Consider the following 14,724-nt stretch of genomic DNA (forward strand, 5'->3'; position numbering starts at 1 on the left):
GCTTACGTTTCGGCTTCGGCGCCTAGATATTTGACGCCGATCTTTTCCCATTCGTCGCGGCGTTTGGCGGCCATGGTTTCGGCGATGTCTTTTGTCGGCCAGACGAATTTCGAAGGCGTGCGGCCGGGTCCGCGCATTTCGCCGCCGATCTCCAACTGGCGCTCAAGCCAGTAGAAGTTGCGCCACCGTTGCGCGGGCCGTGTGATCGGACGTTCTTCGAGTTGCGTGGACACTAGGCTTCGTCCCGCAGCGCGCGCAGGCGGAGCGTGTCGCGATAGATGCGCAGCTTCTCGTCCTTGTCGCGGCCGAGATCGTAGAGCAGGTCCCACGAATAGAGGCCGCTGTCGTGGCCGTCGTCGAAAACAATGCGCACGGCATAGCGGCCGACGGCTTCAGCGCGCACGACATTGACGTTGGCCTTGCCAGTGACGGGCGGCGGGACATTGCCGCCGTGGCCCTTGTTTTCGGCGCTCGGGCTTTCGACGCGCAAGAGTTCGAACGGCACCTCGAACAACTCGCCGTCGTCAAAGGCGATGGTGAGCGCCTTGGTCTCGCGATCGAAAACGAGATCGGTGGGCCAGGGGCGGGAGATTGCTTCTGCAGTCATGTTGATTCTTTACACCACACGTCTTCCGGACGCACGCGGCGTCCGCCGTGCGCTTGGGCGCCGCTATTCATCGGCCCCGAGTTCGCGGGCTTCATCGATCAGCATGATCGGGACGCCGTCACGAACCGGATAAGCAAGGCGCGCGCTTTCGCTGATCAGTTCTTGGCGCTCGCGATCGTAACGCAGCAGTGTGCGCGATGCGGGGCAGATCAGCACTTCGAGAAGTTTGGGATCGACGTCGGTCATTGAATTGGACGCGGATCGTCGCCGGCGGCGCGGTCCCATTCGAGCAGCGCCAGTAGGGCATTGGTGCGATCCTCGAGCGTAACCGCTTCGAGCATGGCTTGCTTGGCGGCGGGATCGAACGGGCAGATCTGCGCGGCGACATTGACGATCGTTTCCGTCGGCGCCTGTTCGACTGAGTCCCAGTCCACGACGAAGCCGTGCAGCGAAGCATAACTTTTCAGCGATTTGATCAGGCCGTCGCGGTCGATGCGTTCGCCGCGGGCTTGTGTGAAATCGTCTTCGAACGCGTCGTAAGAAACCAGCGCTTGGCGATAGGGCGTGCCGGGCTCGAGTTCTTGGTTGAGATCGAACCGGCAAATACCGGTGAGCGTGATGAGATAGCGGCCATCTTCGGTTTCGGAGAAGGCTGTGATGCGTCCGACGGTGCCGACATCCGAGAGATCGGGGACGGGATTATCTTCCTCGCCCGTGGCGGGCTGGATCATGCCGATGAGACGATCACCGGCGAGCGCGTCGTCGACCATGTTGAGGTAACGCGGTTCGAACACGTTGAGCGCCAGTACGCCGCGCGGCATCAGAATGGCGCCGACGAGAGGGAAGAGCGGAATAGTCTGCGGCAAGTCCGCGGGCTTACGATAACCGAAGGCGCTCACGAGAACAGAATCGCCGACAGCTTGCGGCGCCCCTGCTTGGTGACGTCGGACATCGGGCCTGCGGCCTCGAAGATCTTCAGCAGCTGGCTGCGTGCGGCGCCCTCGTTCCAATCGCGGTTCTTTTCGATGATGGTGAGCAATTGATCGCTCGCGGCTTCAAGATCACCGCGCGCGGAGAGCGCTTCGGCGTATTCGAAGCGTGCTTCGAGATCGTTCGGATTGGCGGTGACCTTGGCGCCGAGCTCGTCGTTGTCGCCGACATTGGCGGCGTTGCCCGCGAGCTCGATGGCGGCGCGGACCCCGGCGATATCCGGATCGTTGATCTTCTCCGGCGGCGCCATGGCGAGAATTTCTTGCGCGTTCTCGATATCCCCGGCGCTGAGCGCGATGCGCGCCATGCCGGCGATGGCTTTGGTGTTGGTGGGGTCGAGTTGAAGCACGACGGTGAAAGCTTGCGCCGCGCCGCCAATGTCGCCGAGCTGAATTGACTCGGCCGCTTGCGCGAGCAGTGGTTCGATCTCGGCGGTCATGTCGGCGCCGGCGAGGCGATCGACGAAGAGTTTGATCTGGCTTTCCGGGATCGCGCCCATGAAGCCATCAATGGGGCGGCCTTGATCGAAGGCGTAAACTGCCGGGATCGAACGCACGCCGAGTTGGCCGGCGACGCCGGGGTTCTCGTCGATATTGATCTTCACCAGGCGCACTTTGCCGCCGGCGCTGCGCACGGCGCGCTCCAACGGCGGGCCAAGCGTCTTGCAGGGGCCGCACCACGGCGCCCAGAAATCCACGATGACCGGCGTTGAGCGCGATTGCTCGACCACTTCGGCCATGAAGCCTTGGTCGGTGCCGTCTTTAACGATGTCGGTTTCAAGCGGCGCTGCGCCGTCGATAAAAGTCATGCATTCCCTCGTTGGGTCTAAACATGGGCCGGAGTGGTGTCCGGTTCAATTCTTGTGGGTGTGCCTGCGGCATCGAAAGTGAGCCGGATCGGTTCGCGGCCGAGGGAACGCACGAATTTCAGCATGTCAGCCGGGCTGATCGCGGTGGTCGCGTCGTTCTTCAGCGGATGGAAGTTCACCGGATCGCGTTCGAACAGCGCCTCATCGAGCACCAAAGTGACGGTTTGGTTTGGGTCATTGATGACGGCGAACAGCGTCACAGATCCTGGCTCGACGCCCAGATGCTCCTTCAGCCGCTCGGGTGAGCCAAACGAAAACCGGCCGGAGGCCAGCAATTTCGAGGTGGCGTTGAGATCGATGGCGGTGTCGGAGATGGCGCAGATCAGGAAGATCGCGCCCTTCTTGTCCTTCACGAACAGGTTTTTGGTGTGCCCGCCCGGCATCGAGGCTTTGAGATCGCGGCCTTCTTCGACCGTGAACACTGGCCGGTGCCGGTGCGTCACGTGCTTGATGCCGAGCGCATCAAAACGGGCGAAAAGGTCGGCTTCGGTCGCTGGCATCGTGTGCATCCCCTTGGCGCAAGCGGCGGCGAGCGTCTAGGAGGGAGAGGATGAAACTCACTTGTTATCAAGTCGATCCGCAGCCAGCCGAGATGGTGCCGGGCTCGCCGGATCGCGAATGGATGGATCGATTTTCGGATCGCCACCCTTACCGCTGCTTGCCGCTGGTGGTCGCCAACACAACTGGCTGGGCGCTGCTCTCGCCGGTTAGCTTCACCGCGACATGGACGGGCGGGCCGCGCATCGAAGACATTCGCCTCGATCCGGACGGTGACACCACGCGCGCGCAACTTGATCGCTGGGCGGTTTCGCACTTTTCTGGCGGCGTGCTGACGTTTCACACCGGCTGGCTGTTCCGCACCGAAGAAGGCTGGGATTTGTGGGCCGGTGGGCCACCCAATCACATCAAGGACGGCATCCAGCCGCTTGCGGGCGTGATCGAGACCTATTGGCTGCCGTTTCCGTTCACGATGAACTGGCGCTTCACGCGGCCGGGCATGATCTCGTTCCAAAAGGGCGAGCCGTTCTGCTTTGTGTATCCTCTGCCGCACGAGAAGATGGATGAAGTTCAGCCGATCGTGAAATCGCTCGACTCCGATCCTGAGCTGAAGAGGCAGTATCTGGCGTGGGGCGCGAGTCGCACCAATTTCCTCGACAAGCTCGCCGACAAGGATTCCGAGGCGGTGAAGAACGGCTGGCAACGCGATTATTTCCGTGGCCGCACGCCAGAGGGGCATCTGGCGCCGGATAGCCACGTCAATCGCCGCCGCCTGAAGCCGCCGCGTAAGGCTGAGCCGGGGGAATAACGGCGCATCTAGATGCGGCGTCCGCGGCATCCTTGTGGGACCGATCGGGGAGGACAGCATGGATCGTCGTGAGTTTGCGCTGGGCGCGGGTGCGTTGCTGGCGGCGGGAAGCTTTGGCGGCGCGGCTTGGGCCTATGATGGCGCCATCAGTTCGCGGGCGCGTTCAGTGCACAGGCGCGCGATCATCGTCGACGCCAATCTTGGGCCGCCGATTACCTCCGACCAGTTGCCGCTGCCGCAAGCGACGCTCGATCTGGCGCGCAATGCCGGTGTTTCCGCGATCAAGACCAGCATGGGCGGCTTCAACGCGCCGTTCGAGGACACGCTTGACGAGATCGCGTTCTACCAGCGTTTGATCGAAGCGCACCCGGACTATTTCCGTCAGATCCGCACAGCCGCCGATATCACCGCCGCCAAGCGCGCGCGGCAAGTCGGCATCATCTTCTCGTTCGAGAGCGCGGCGTGTTTGGAGGATAAGGTCGATCGCATCGATCTTTTCCGCAATCTCGGCGTGTGCGTGATGCAACTTTCCTACAATACGCCTTCCCCGTTCGGCGCAGGCGTGATGTCGCCGCCGGAGTCGACGCTCACCGAGCTTGGCCGCCAAGCCGTTGCCCGCATGAACGAGAAGGGCGTGGCCTTGGATTTGAGTCACGCGAACCCTGCAACCACCAGTGCAGCGATCGAGGCTTCGACGAAGCCGGTGCTGATCACGCATGCCGGGTGCGCCGCCGTGCACAACAATCCGCGCAATAAGAGCGATGAAGTGATGCGCGCTGTCGCCGAAAAGGGCGGAGTGTTTGGAATTTTCGATCTCTTCTTTACCGCGCCAAGCCCGCGTCAGCCGAATGTCGACGATTATATCGCGCACATGACGCACGCGCTGAACGTGTGCGGCGAAGATCATGTCGGCATCGGCAGCGACACCAGTTTCGACACGATGGAAATGTCGGCTGAGGAGCGCGAAGGCTGGAACGCTGAAACGCAGCGTCGCATCGCGGCTGGCGTCGCTGCACCGGAAGAAGATGGGCGTTTGCCGTTCACGGAAGGGCTCAACCGTCCAGATCGCGCGCTGGTGATTGCCGATGCGCTGCTCGATCGCGGAATTGCGCCGCGTGTCGTTGAGAAAGTTCTGGGCGGCAATTTCATCCGTGCGTTTGGCGAGATTTGGTGACGCGATGAACAAGATCTCCGCTGGCGGGGTTTTTCTGCTCTGCCTGTTTCTCGGGATTGTCTTCAATCAGGTCGCGATCGGTATTTTCGCCGGGCTGCTTCTTGGCGCCGCCGCCGGCAAAGCGACCGAGAAGAAAGAAACCGCGCAATAGCGCTTGTGGAGAACGCTGGGCGCGTGTGACGCAGGTCGCGTTGGCCAAGAATGGCGCGTGCTATTTTTCACTCATCGGAGCAGCACGAAGCTGCATGGTGGAGTGGAAGTAAATGGCACACGCATACGAAACCCGTCATCGCCGTAACGGTGCGATCGATCTGCGCGACGACGTGAACACGTTGGGCAGGGATTTCACGCAATTGACCGACGATCTCGGCAGCATCTTCACGCAGAAGTGGAACGGTGTAGGTGAGCGCTTGAATGGTGGCTTCAAGCGGGCCGCCAAAGAAGTCCGGGCCCGCCCATTCGTCGCTATTGGCGCAGCTGCCGGCGCAGGCATGCTGGCAGGGGTGCTGGTCACCGCCCTGGCCCGCCGCCGCAAGTAAGCTGGCGCTGGTAATGAAGGCCGTGCCTCGGCGGTAGCCCGCCTGGGCGCTGGCCTATTGCAGCGTTCATAAAGACAGTTCTAAACCGCCCCTTGCTTTGCCCGGGCGGCTCTGCGATATGACCGCCCCTCAGCCCGGAGCGATCCGGGTTACCCACGGATGCGGGCGTAGCTCAGGGGTAGAGCACAACCTTGCCAAGGTTGGGGTCGTGAGTTCGAATCTCATCGCCCGCTCCAATTTAAACACACTTAGCCGCACTTGGGGCTGCCCATTGGGCAGATAGCGCAGCAAAGCTGTGCCTTCCGACGCGCGTTATCGCTCCAGTGAGGCCAGTCCTTCTTCGGCGATTGCGCGGCGTATGCCTTGCGCATTCTGGAGGATGGCTTGGAGGGCTAGGCGATGCGCGCGCTCGAGGGCCTCTTCGGCAGGGACTTCGACATCCGGCCTGACGCCGACGCCTTCCCAATTGGCGTTGGTGATCGTGTTGTTGACGGTCTGCATGGGGATGAAGGCGGCGAAGCCTTCCGCAAGCGGACGAAAGCCGCCGGGCGTTGCTGCGCCGTATGTTGTCGTACCCACAAGCGTCGCGCGCCGCATGGCTTGCAGATCATAGGCGAATTCTTCAGCGCCTGAGCCTGTCTCTCCGTCGATCAGCACGAAGACCGGCTTACCCGTGAAACCCGGGCTTCTTGGCTCAGCGTAATAGGTGCGGCTTAAAGACGGGTCGAACCGATCTGCCGTGCGCACCGTGGCCGTGCGCTCGGTCACGAGATGACCGATCACGTTGGCGACTCCTGCCGGCTCGCCGCCTGGCGCGCCGCGAACGTCGATAATCAGGGCGCCGGTATCGGCGAGCATGCCCATCGCGGCAGCGAGCTTATCGATGCTGGGCTCGGCATCGAGGAACATATTGATGCGCAGATAGCCCACATTGCCTGGGAGCCAGCGCACGTCCGGAATTTCGCCGCCGCGAAGACGGACCTCTTCGTGAAAGCCCGCGATCTCTTCGGCCGAGGGCGGCGCTTCGCTGAACCCGGCGATAATCTCAGGGCCCATGTAGCGAACACGAAAATGGCGATCGTTGACGATGGGGGCGATACGAGTGTCGATGAGCGTAAGCAGTTCCGCCGCCGTGCGCGCGTTGCGGAACTCACCGCGTCTTTCCATGGCGACAATCTGGCGTGCAGCGGCGGCGCCGCGTGCGCGGAAGGCGAAGCGCTCGCGCAACACCTCGGCCAGGGAAAGCACGACGGCGCTATTCTCTGAGGCGCTCATCGTGACGGATGCCGGATCTGGCGGGGGCGCTTGAGCAAAGGCTGCGGCTGGCGCCAGCGCCAGCGCGATGACGGCCGCGCAAAGGCGCGCCGGAAAACGTCCAATCATGAAGCCCCCCAATTTCGTCCTGGGAGAGAGATGCAGGCAGCGCGGCAGGTGGATGCACTGAGATTGGGGGAGGGCTCCAATCTCATCGCCGCGCGTTGGCCAAGGGCCGTGTGACCACTTGCCGCTTGTGCTCATTGTGCTAACGTGTTAAAATGCTAGCACAATGGCTAAGTATGATTTGATTGATGCGCTGCTGGCGCTGGAGGGCCGCAAAACGGCCGAGGCGTTCCTTACCGACTTGCTGACGCCCAGCGAGTTGCGGGCGCTGTCCGAGCGCTGGGCGGTGGCGCAATTGCTGGATCGCGGCGAGCTTTCGTATCGCGAAATCGCTGAGGAGGCGCCGTCGAGCACGGCGACGGTCGTCCGTGTCGCGCGGTTTTTGAAGGAGATGCCCCACAAGGGCTATCGGCGCGTGCTCGATCGTCTGCAGAGCGCGCGGCCATGAGCGAGCGTCTGCGCATCGCGGTGCAGAAGGGCGGCCGGCTGGGGACGAAGAGTCTTGAACTGGTGGAATCTGCCGGCTTTCGCATTCTGCGTGGCGCTAATGAATTGCTCTATCGCATCGAGAATGCGCCGATCGATCTTCTTTGCGTGCGCGATGACGACATCCCGACGTTCGTTGACGATGGCGTTGCGGATTTCGGCATTGTTGGGCGCAATGTACTGGAAGAACGCGGCGCGGGCGAACTTACCGAAGTGATGCCGCTCGGGTTTGGCCGCTGCACGCTGAAGATCGCGGCGCCGGCGGGGTGGCCCTATCGCGGCGTGCAATCTCTGCAAGGCGCGCGCATCGCGACGACGTATCCGCGCACATTGGCGCGGTTCTTGGAACGCAACGGTGTCGAGGCCGAGATCGTGACGATGCGCGGGGCTGTGGAAGTGGCGCCACGCTTGAAATTGGCGCAGGTGATCTGCGATCTCGTTTCGACGGGCGCAACATTGGAAGCGAATGGGCTGGTTGCTGTCGATACGGTGATGAATAGCGAAGCGGTGCTCATTCGCGGCGCGAGCAAAATCAATGCGGCGTTGGCGCATGTCGCTGCGAGTGTCGTGCAGCGTTTTCGCGGCGTGGCGGCGAGCCAGGGCTCGAAGTATGTGATGATGAACGCGCCGCGTTCGGCGCTGCCCGAGATTTCGCGGATCTTGCCGGGCGCCGGCGCGCCGACGGTGACGCCGCTTGCCGGCAATGACGACGCGGTCGCGGTGCATGCCGTGTGTCAGGAATCCGTGTTCTGGGAGACGCTCGAGAAGCTGCGGGGCGCGGGCGCATCGGCGATCTTGGTGTTGCCGATCGAGAAGATGATGTGAGCCGCAGGTGAAACGTCTGCGTTGGGACACGCTTTCTGTCGAGGAGAAAAAGCTGGCGCTGGCGCGGCCGGAGCAGCGCCGCGATGCACGTGTGCTCGCTGTGGTGCGCGGCATTTTCGAAGATGTGGAGCGCGAAGGCGCTGCCGCAGTTGATCGCTGGTCCGAGAAGATCGATGGGCGGCGCGTAGAGCGTTTGGAGCTGACGAGCGCCGCTGTGACTGCCGCGCGCGCGGCGCTTCAAGCAGAGGACCTCGCTGCGATCGACGCGGTGATTGAGAATGTGCGCTTCTACCATGAGGCGACGGCGCCGAATCCGATCGCGGTCGAGACGGCGCCTGGTATTTTGTGCCGCCAGGTTTGGCGGCCGATCGAGACGTGCGGACTCTATGTTCCGGCTGGGAGCGCGCCGTTGGTGTCGACGCTGATCATGTTGGCGGCGCCGGCGGCGGTGGCCGGTGTGCCGAACCGTGTCTTGGTCAGTCCTGCGAGCAAATCGGGCGAGACACATCCAGCGATCATCGCCGCCGCCGCGGCCTGTGGAATCGAGGCTATCTGGCGTGTCGGGGGCGCTCAGGCGATCGCGGCGCTGACGTTCGGCGCGATCTTGCCGAAGGCGGAAAAGATCTTCGGTCCGGGCAACGCCTATGCTGCGGAGGCCAAGAGGTTCGCAGCGGCGTTGCATGGTGGTCCGGCAGTGGATTTGCCGGCGGGGCCGAGTGAGTTGGCGGTGGTGGCGGATGCGAGCGCGGATGCGGCGCTCATCGCGGCGGATTTGCTGAGCCAAGCCGAGCACGATGCCGACGCGCAAGTGCTGCTGATATCGCCGTCTGAAGAACTGCTGAGCGCGGTTGAGGCGGAGCTTGAGCGGCAGTTGGCAAGCTTACCGCGTGCGGACATTGCGCGCGCATCGTTGGACCAGGCGCGCTTCATAAGAGTTCGTGACGCCGGCGAAGCGATCGATGTGGCCAATGCGTATGCGCCGGAGCATTTGTCGCTTGTCGTTGCCGACGAGCGCGCCGTGTCACGTGTGCGCAATGCGGGCGCGGTGTTCGTGGGTCGCAATGGAGCGGAAAGCTATGGCGACTATGTCGCCGGCCCAAGTCATGTGTTGCCGACCGATGGCGCGGCGCGGAGCTGGGCTGGTGTCACCACCGCATCGTTCATGAAGAGCTTCACGATCCAGGAGATCGACGCGACGGGCGTGCGGCATGTTACGAATATCGCTGCGCGATTGGCGCGCTTGGAGGGCCTGGAGGCGCACGCCCGCGCCGCCGAGGCGCGGATCGCTGTGGCGAAGGAAGCAGACGCTGCGGTCGTGGTACGTAGGCGCCGCGCCGAGGTGATGCGAGAGACGCGGGAAACGCAAGTTACGGTGACCGTGGATTTGGATCGGCGCTCCGCGCCGGTGATCGATACGGGTGTGCCGTTCTACGACCACATGCTTGAGCAAGTTGCGCAGCACAGTGGCATTGGGCTGAAGCTGCTGTGCAAGGGCGATCTTGAGATCGACGCGCACCACACGATTGAAGATTGCGCGCTGACATTGGGTCAGGCGCTGAAGCAGGCGTTAGGCGAGCGGCGCGGCATTGCGCGTTATGGCTTCGTGCTGCCGATGGATGAGGCCGAGGCAAAGGTCTCGATCGATCTTGGCGGGCGGCCCTATCTGGTTTTCGACGGCGCGTTCGCGCAGCCGAGCTTGGGCGCCTATCCGACGGAGATGACGGAGCATGTGTTCCGTTCGCTCGCCCAGAGCATGGGCGCGGCGATCCACGTGTCGGTGAGCGGCGAGAACGATCACCACATGACGGAGGCTTGTTTCAAAGCGTTTGGCCGCGCGTTGCGTCAGGCGATCGCGATCGAGAGCGAGATATTGCCCTCGACCAAAGGCGTGATCGCATGAGTGTCGCTGTGGTGAAGATCGGCGTCGGCAACACCGCATCAGTGATGTTTGCGTTGGAGCGGCTGGGTGCGGCGGCGGTGTTGACCGATGATCCGGCGCGTGTGGCTGAGGCCGAGCGGGTCATTCTGCCCGGTGTTGGCGCGGCCGCGCATGCGATGAAGCGGCTCAATGAAAGTGGTGTGGAGGATGTGTTGCGCAACTTTTCACGGCCGTTGCTTGGCATTTGTCTCGGCCAGCAATTGCTGTTCGAGACCAGTGATGAGGGCGACGCGGAGGGACTGGGGCGCATTCCGGGGCGCGTGACACGCTTTCCCGTCTCGCCCGAGGCGCCTGTGCCGCATATGGGCTGGTCGAAGATCGAGACGACGCGCGAGAGTGCGTTGCTCGAAGGATTGGTCGAGACGCCATACGCCTACTTTGTTCACTCCTTTATTTGCCCGGCTAGCGACGCGACCATTGCAACGGCGCGTTACGGCGCGCCGTTTCCGGCGATGGTCGCGTCGGGGAATGTGTTTGGTTGCCAGTTTCACCCGGAAAGGTCCGGCGCCGCTGGCGCAACAATTCTACGCAACTTCTTGAGTTTGCCATGCTGATCTATCCGGCCATCGACATTCTGGGCGGCCGGTGCGTGCGCCTTGCGCTCGGCAAGTTCGATGACGTGACCACGTACGGCGATCCGGCGGTACAATGCACGGCGTTTGCGTTGCAGGGCGCGACCTGGGTGCATGTGGTCGATCTCGATGGCGCGCGCGAAGGCACGCCAATGCAGCACCACTTGCTGCGCCAACTCACGCAATGCTCGGATGCGAAGATCCAGTTCGGCGGCGGCGTGCGGCAGTTCGCGCACGTCCAGGCATTGTTCGATGCTGGCGTCAGCCGCGTGATCGTGGGCTCGGCGGCAGTGCAACGCCCCCAGGAAGTGCGTGAGTGGACGTCGTCGTTCGGGCTGGAGCGTCTCTGCTGCGCGCTCGATGTGCGGCCGGTAAACGGCGTTTACGAGGTGGTGGTGCGAGGTTGGACGGCGGGCGGCGGTGTCGATCTTAACACCGCGCTATCGCAATTTCCGGTGGGGACGCTGAAGCATGTTCTGGTCACCGATGTTTCACGTGATGGCGTGCTTGGCGGGCCGAATTTTGCGCTGATGCGTCAGCTTTGCGCGGAGCGGCCCGATCTGGAGATACAGGCTTCGGGCGGTGTCGCTTCGTTGGATGATCTGCGCGCGCTGCGCGAGACCGGCGTCTCAGGGGCGATCGTCGGCCGTGCACTTTATGAGAAGCGCGTGGCCTTGGAGGAAGCCTTTGCCCTCTAAGCGCATCATCGCGTGCCTGGATGTAAAAGGCGGCCGCGTCGTGAAAGGCGTGCAGTTCGAAGGCCACGTCGATGCAGGCGACCCGCTGGACCTTGCGCTACGCTACCGCGATGAAGGCGCCGATGAGATCGTGATCTACGATATCGCGGCGTCGGCTGAGCGGCGCACGATTGATTATGATTGGTTGGCGCGCGTGGCGCGGCGCCTGGATGTGCCGCTCTGTGTTGCGGGCGGTATTCGCACGAGCGAGCAGGCGATCGGCTGCCTTGAGCACGGAGCGGATAAGGTCTCGATCAATTCACCGGCGCTTGAGCGACCCGAGTTTATCAATGAGCTTGCCGATGTGGCGGGATCGCAATGTGTCGTTGTGGGCGTCGATAGCCGCGCGACCGAAGGCGTGTGGAGCACGTTTCAGTACACGGGCGATGCGGCGACGATCCGGCGCACGCCGCGTAAGACGATGGAGTGGATCGTTGAGGCGCAGGCGCGCGGCGCAGGCGAGATCGTGCTGAACTGCATGGACCGGGACGGCACACGCGATGGCTTTGACATCGAGCAACTCGCGGTGGCGCGGCGATTGCTGACCATTCCATTGGTGGCGTCGGGCGGCGCCGGCGCTGCCCAGCACTTTGCGGACGTGTTTGCTGGCGCCGACGTGTCGGGCGCTCTGGCGGCGAGCATCTTTCACTTTCGGCGCGTTGGCGTCGGAGAGGTTAAGTCGGCGGTCGCTGCGGCTGGCTATGAGGTGCGGCCGTGACTTTGGATGTCGACGCGATCGATTTTGCGAAGAGTGGCGGGTTGGTTCCAGCGATCGTGCAGGATGCGCGGACGCTACAGGTCCTAATGCTGGGCTACATGGATCGTGCCGCGTTGGTAGAGACCATTGAGAGCGGCGAAGCGACGTTCTTTTCGCGCTCGCGCGGTGGACGTTGGCGCAAGGGAGAAACTTCGGGAAATCACATGTGCGTGCTCGACGTGAGTACAGATTGCGACCGCGACACTTTGCTTGTGTTGGTCGAGCCGCAGGGACCAGCGTGTCATCTCGGAACGCAGAGTTGCTTTGGCGCCGGTGCGCGCGCCGATGTGTTGGCGGATCTAGAGCATATTATCGATGCGCGTGCGAAGGATGGGGGTGAAGCAAGCTACACGGCGCGCTTGTTCGCAAGCGGTGTAAAGCGCATCGCGCAGAAGGTTGGCGAAGAGGGCGTAGAATGCGCTTTAGCCGGCGCATCGGGCGCTGACGATGAGTTGTGCGGCGAGGCCGCGGATTTGCTCTATCACTTGGCGGTGTTGTTGCGCGCACGCGGGCTGTCCTTGCCGGATGTGTATGAAGTGCTGTCGCAGCGCGCGGGCGCCCGGCCATGAGCGACCCTGTACCGAAGCGCTCGATTCTTGAGATAAAGCCGTACGTTCCTGGCAAAGCTGCCGCGGCCGGTTTCGTAGCGCCGATCAAGCTGTCGGCGAATGAGAACGTCTTGGGTTGCAGCCCAGCGGCGCGTGCTGCGTTTTTGGCAACGGCTGATGGATTGCATTTTTATCCGGACTCGAAAGCCTTTGCGTTGAGAGAGGCGTTGGCTGCCAAGCACGATCTCGAGCCGGCGCGGATTGTGCTGGGCGCGGGATCGGATGAGATCTTTTCTCTCGTTTGCCAGGCGTATCTCTCGCCCGGCGATACGATGGTGCAGCCGCAATTTGCGTTTGCGGCATGGGCGATCGCTGCGCGCGCGGCGGGCGCGGATGTGATCTCGGTGCCAGAGCGCGATTACCATGTCGATGTGGACGCAACAATTGAGGCGGTCGATGCGCGAACGCGTGTCGTGTTCGTCGCCAATCCGGCAAACCCGACCGGGACGGTTGTTCCGTTCTCGGAGATCCGGCGCTTGCACGCGGCGTTACCGGATCACGTCGTTTTGGTGTTGGATGCTGCGTATGCGGAGTTCGCTGAGGGCGAGGGCGATTATGAAGATGGCTTGCGCCTAGCGCGGTCGTCGCCGAACGTTGTGCTGACGCGAACTTTTTCGAAGTTACATGGCCTGGCGTCATTGCGCGTGGGTTGGGGGTATGCGTCTGCGGAGATCGTGGATGTGTTGAACCGCATCCGGCTGCCGTTCAACACCTCGACCATGGGGCAGGCCGCTGCGATCGCGGCGTTGAACGACGATGGGTTTGCCGCCCGTTCGTTAGCGTTGGTACGCGAAGGCCGGCCGGTACTGGAGCGGTTGCTGCGCGACGCGGGCTTGGTGACGTTGCCGTCGGCGGCAAACTTCGTGACCGCGCTGGCGCCGAATGCCGATGCCGCTTCGGCTCTGGATCGTAAGTTGGCGGCGCGCGGCATACTCGTGCGCACGCTCGCCAATTACGACATGCCCGCCGCCATTCGCGTGACGATCGGTGATGACGCGCAGATGCGGGCGCTTGAAGAGGCTCTCGCCTAGGCGCCAGCGCGTTCGAGCTGGCGAACGGGACTTGGCGGCGCTTGGGTGACGTGGCGCGTGTAAGTTTCCATCAGATCGAAGGTGATCGCACCAGGCTTGTAGGCATGCACGCCAATCTCCGCGACGGGCGTCACTTCAGCCGCCGTGCCGGTGACGAAGCATTCCGAGAATGTGTCGAGCTCGTCTGGGCGAATGCGTGTCTCGATCACGTCGAGATCTTTTGCGCGCGCGAGTGCGATGACGGTACGTCGGGTGATGCCATCGAGGAAGCTATCGGCTTTTGGCGTGTAGATGGCGCCGTCGCGGATGAAGAAGATGTTGGCGCCGGTGGTTTCGGCGACGTTACCGGACGAATCGAGCATTAGGGCGTCGTCGTATCCAGCGCGTTCCGCGGCGTTCTTGGAGATCGTGCAAATCATGTAGAGGCCGGCCGCTTTTGCGGAGGTCGGCGCGGCATCCGCGGGTGGGCGTCGATATTTCGCAGAGGTCAAACGGATGCCGCGCCTGAGCTTGGCGGCGTCGAAATATTTGGGCCACTCCCAAACAGCGATGGCGACGTGAGTCTTGGTGTGAAGCGCCGAAACGCTGAGCTGCTCGGCGCCGCGCCATGCGATGGGGCGGACGTAACAGTCTTCAAGGTTGTTGCGGCGGCAAGTTTCGATCGAGGCTGTGTTGATCTCTGCCTCCGTGAACGGGATTTCGAAATCCAGTGTCTCGGCGGATTGGAACAAGCGGCGCGTATGCGCCTCGAGTTCAAAGATATGGCCGTTGTACATGCGTTCGCCTTCGAACACGGCCGAGCCGTAGTGAAGGGCGTGCGTGCAGACATGAAGGCGCGCATCGCTCCAGGGCACGAAGGCGCCGTCGAGCCAAATACAGCCTTCGCGATTGTCGAACGGTAACAT

Annotated in this window: 20 protein-coding genes and 1 tRNA gene; 13 read left to right on the forward strand and 8 right to left on the reverse strand. The window is 62.7% G+C overall.

Annotated elements, in window-relative coordinates:
- Positions 1-2 precede the first annotated feature (2 nt).
- From ATE48_RS10620 to ATE48_RS10645, 6 genes are all read right to left on the reverse strand, one after another.
- Positions 3-233 (reverse strand): hypothetical protein, encoded by a 231-nt coding sequence (locus ATE48_RS10620; protein WP_066771200.1) that lies wholly within the window; start codon positions 231-233, stop codon positions 3-5.
- Entirely contained in the window at positions 233-607 is a 375-nt protein-coding gene (locus ATE48_RS10625) for a gamma-butyrobetaine hydroxylase family protein (RefSeq protein ID WP_066771203.1), read from the reverse strand. The genes ATE48_RS10620 and ATE48_RS10625 overlap by 1 nt, the downstream gene beginning before the upstream one ends.
- 63 nt (positions 608-670) lie before the next feature.
- On the reverse strand, positions 671-853 hold the full coding sequence (locus tag ATE48_RS10630) for a Trm112 family protein (protein ID WP_083197297.1): 183 nt from the start codon (positions 851-853) through the stop codon (positions 671-673).
- Positions 850-1,506 carry an LON peptidase substrate-binding domain-containing protein gene (locus ATE48_RS10635; protein ID WP_066771209.1) on the reverse strand — a complete coding sequence of 219 codons (657 nt, stop codon included), beginning with the start codon at positions 1,504-1,506 and terminating at the stop codon, positions 850-852. Before ATE48_RS10635 ends, ATE48_RS10630 begins: the two co-directional genes overlap by 4 nt.
- Complete coding sequence (locus ATE48_RS10640) at positions 1,503-2,405, reverse strand: thioredoxin family protein (RefSeq protein ID WP_066771212.1); 903 nt, start codon at positions 2,403-2,405, stop codon at positions 1,503-1,505. Before ATE48_RS10640 ends, ATE48_RS10635 begins: the two co-directional genes overlap by 4 nt.
- Positions 2,406-2,422: 17 nt before the next feature.
- The gene (locus ATE48_RS10645; RefSeq protein ID WP_066774908.1) at positions 2,423-2,965 is read right to left on the reverse strand and encodes a prolyl-tRNA synthetase associated domain-containing protein; all 543 of its coding nucleotides are present in this window, start codon (positions 2,963-2,965) and stop codon (positions 2,423-2,425) included.
- 50 nt (positions 2,966-3,015) lie between these two features.
- Between ATE48_RS10645 and ATE48_RS10650 the strand changes: the two genes are divergently transcribed.
- The 5 genes from ATE48_RS10650 (at position 3,016) to ATE48_RS10665 (ending at position 5,720) form a co-directional block, all read left to right on the forward strand.
- Positions 3,016-3,771, forward strand: a complete 756-nt coding sequence (locus tag ATE48_RS10650) for a DUF6065 family protein (RefSeq protein ID WP_066771215.1) — start codon at positions 3,016-3,018, stop codon at positions 3,769-3,771.
- Positions 3,772-3,829: 58 nt separating this feature from the next.
- Positions 3,830-4,945 carry a dipeptidase gene (locus tag ATE48_RS10655; protein WP_083197298.1) on the forward strand — a complete coding sequence of 372 codons (1,116 nt, stop codon included), beginning with the start codon at positions 3,830-3,832 and terminating at the stop codon, positions 4,943-4,945.
- Positions 4,946-4,949: 4 nt separating this feature from the next.
- Positions 4,950-5,096: a hypothetical protein gene (locus ATE48_RS19775; RefSeq protein ID WP_156767724.1), complete on the forward strand. Its 147-nt coding sequence runs from the start codon at positions 4,950-4,952 to the stop codon at positions 5,094-5,096.
- Positions 5,097-5,208: 112 nt separating this feature from the next.
- A complete protein-coding gene (locus tag ATE48_RS10660; protein WP_066771218.1) occupies positions 5,209-5,484 on the forward strand; it encodes a hypothetical protein in 276 nt (91 codons plus the stop codon).
- 161 nt (positions 5,485-5,645) lie between these two features.
- Positions 5,646-5,720: transfer RNA gene (locus ATE48_RS10665), tRNA-Gly, on the forward strand.
- A 76-nt stretch (positions 5,721-5,796) separates the two neighbouring features.
- Here the strand turns inward: ATE48_RS10665 and ATE48_RS10670 are convergent.
- Positions 5,797-6,867 (reverse strand): S41 family peptidase, encoded by a 1,071-nt coding sequence (locus ATE48_RS10670; RefSeq protein ID WP_066771222.1) that lies wholly within the window; start codon positions 6,865-6,867, stop codon positions 5,797-5,799.
- Between the two features lie 163 nt (positions 6,868-7,030).
- Between ATE48_RS10670 and ATE48_RS10675 the strand changes: the two genes are divergently transcribed.
- From ATE48_RS10675 to hisC, 8 genes are read left to right on the forward strand one after another with little or no spacing between them, the layout of a single operon-like run.
- Positions 7,031-7,312 (forward strand): YerC/YecD family TrpR-related protein, encoded by a 282-nt coding sequence (locus tag ATE48_RS10675; protein WP_066771229.1) that lies wholly within the window; start codon positions 7,031-7,033, stop codon positions 7,310-7,312.
- On the forward strand, positions 7,309-8,175 hold the full coding sequence (gene hisG, locus ATE48_RS10680; protein WP_066771231.1) for an ATP phosphoribosyltransferase: 867 nt from the start codon (positions 7,309-7,311) through the stop codon (positions 8,173-8,175). Before ATE48_RS10675 ends, hisG begins: the two co-directional genes overlap by 4 nt.
- 7 nt (positions 8,176-8,182) lie before the next feature.
- Complete coding sequence (gene hisD / locus ATE48_RS10685) at positions 8,183-10,075, forward strand: histidinol dehydrogenase (RefSeq protein WP_066771233.1); 1,893 nt, start codon at positions 8,183-8,185, stop codon at positions 10,073-10,075.
- On the forward strand, positions 10,072-10,668 hold the full coding sequence (gene hisH, locus ATE48_RS10690; RefSeq protein ID WP_066771235.1) for an imidazole glycerol phosphate synthase subunit HisH: 597 nt from the start codon (positions 10,072-10,074) through the stop codon (positions 10,666-10,668). Before hisD ends, hisH begins: the two co-directional genes overlap by 4 nt.
- On the forward strand, positions 10,662-11,384 hold the full coding sequence (gene hisA / locus ATE48_RS10695) for a 1-(5-phosphoribosyl)-5-[(5-phosphoribosylamino)methylideneamino]imidazole-4-carboxamide isomerase (protein ID WP_066771237.1): 723 nt from the start codon (positions 10,662-10,664) through the stop codon (positions 11,382-11,384). The genes hisH and hisA overlap by 7 nt, the downstream gene beginning before the upstream one ends.
- Positions 11,374-12,141: an imidazole glycerol phosphate synthase subunit HisF gene (gene hisF / locus ATE48_RS10700; RefSeq protein ID WP_066771241.1), complete on the forward strand. Its 768-nt coding sequence runs from the start codon at positions 11,374-11,376 to the stop codon at positions 12,139-12,141. Before hisA ends, hisF begins: the two co-directional genes overlap by 11 nt.
- The gene (hisIE, locus tag ATE48_RS10705; protein ID WP_066771244.1) at positions 12,138-12,749 is read left to right on the forward strand and encodes a bifunctional phosphoribosyl-AMP cyclohydrolase/phosphoribosyl-ATP diphosphatase HisIE; all 612 of its coding nucleotides are present in this window, start codon (positions 12,138-12,140) and stop codon (positions 12,747-12,749) included. The genes hisF and hisIE overlap by 4 nt, the downstream gene beginning before the upstream one ends.
- Positions 12,746-13,819: a histidinol-phosphate transaminase gene (gene hisC, locus ATE48_RS10710; protein ID WP_066771247.1), complete on the forward strand. Its 1,074-nt coding sequence runs from the start codon at positions 12,746-12,748 to the stop codon at positions 13,817-13,819. The genes hisIE and hisC overlap by 4 nt, the downstream gene beginning before the upstream one ends.
- On the opposite strand, the gene ATE48_RS10715 is transcribed toward hisC, so the two are convergent.
- Positions 13,816-14,724: a branched-chain amino acid aminotransferase gene (locus tag ATE48_RS10715; protein ID WP_066771249.1), complete on the reverse strand. Its 909-nt coding sequence runs from the start codon at positions 14,722-14,724 to the stop codon at positions 13,816-13,818. The two genes, hisC and ATE48_RS10715, sit on opposite strands and share 4 nt — an antisense overlap.

The organism is Candidatus Viadribacter manganicus, from assembly GCF_001679665.1.
GTDB classification, from domain to species: Bacteria; Pseudomonadota; Alphaproteobacteria; order Caulobacterales; family Aquidulcibacteraceae; genus Vitreimonas; species Vitreimonas manganica.

Bases quoted from the DNA above. Each gene is read 5' to 3' on its own strand.
- hisA (WP_066771237.1), top strand. From the start codon at position 10,662: ATGCTGATCTATCCGGCCATCGACATTCTGGGCGGCCGGTGCGTGCGC.
- hisG (WP_066771231.1), top strand. From the start codon at position 7,309: ATGAGCGAGCGTCTGCGCATCGCGGTGCAGAAGGGCGGCCGGCTGGGG.
- hisC (WP_066771247.1), top strand. From the start codon at position 12,746: ATGAGCGACCCTGTACCGAAGCGCTCGATTCTTGAGATAAAGCCGTAC.
- ATE48_RS10655 (WP_083197298.1), top strand. From the start codon at position 3,830: ATGGATCGTCGTGAGTTTGCGCTGGGCGCGGGTGCGTTGCTGGCGGCG.
- ATE48_RS10625 (WP_066771203.1), bottom strand. From the start codon at position 607: ATGACTGCAGAAGCAATCTCCCGCCCCTGGCCCACCGATCTCGTTTTC.
- ATE48_RS19775 (WP_156767724.1), top strand. From the start codon at position 4,950: ATGAACAAGATCTCCGCTGGCGGGGTTTTTCTGCTCTGCCTGTTTCTC.
- ATE48_RS10630 (WP_083197297.1), bottom strand. From the start codon at position 853: ATGACCGACGTCGATCCCAAACTTCTCGAAGTGCTGATCTGCCCCGCA.
- ATE48_RS10650 (WP_066771215.1), top strand. From the start codon at position 3,016: ATGAAACTCACTTGTTATCAAGTCGATCCGCAGCCAGCCGAGATGGTG.
- ATE48_RS10640 (WP_066771212.1), bottom strand. From the start codon at position 2,405: ATGACTTTTATCGACGGCGCAGCGCCGCTTGAAACCGACATCGTTAAA.
- ATE48_RS10670 (WP_066771222.1), bottom strand. From the start codon at position 6,867: ATGATTGGACGTTTTCCGGCGCGCCTTTGCGCGGCCGTCATCGCGCTG.
- ATE48_RS10715 (WP_066771249.1), bottom strand. From the start codon at position 14,724: ATGTTACCGTTCGACAATCGCGAAGGCTGTATTTGGCTCGACGGCGCC.
- ATE48_RS10675 (WP_066771229.1), top strand. From the start codon at position 7,031: ATGGCTAAGTATGATTTGATTGATGCGCTGCTGGCGCTGGAGGGCCGC.
- ATE48_RS10645 (WP_066774908.1), bottom strand. From the start codon at position 2,965: ATGCCAGCGACCGAAGCCGACCTTTTCGCCCGTTTTGATGCGCTCGGC.
- hisH (WP_066771235.1), top strand. From the start codon at position 10,072: ATGAGTGTCGCTGTGGTGAAGATCGGCGTCGGCAACACCGCATCAGTG.
- ATE48_RS10660 (WP_066771218.1), top strand. From the start codon at position 5,209: ATGGCACACGCATACGAAACCCGTCATCGCCGTAACGGTGCGATCGAT.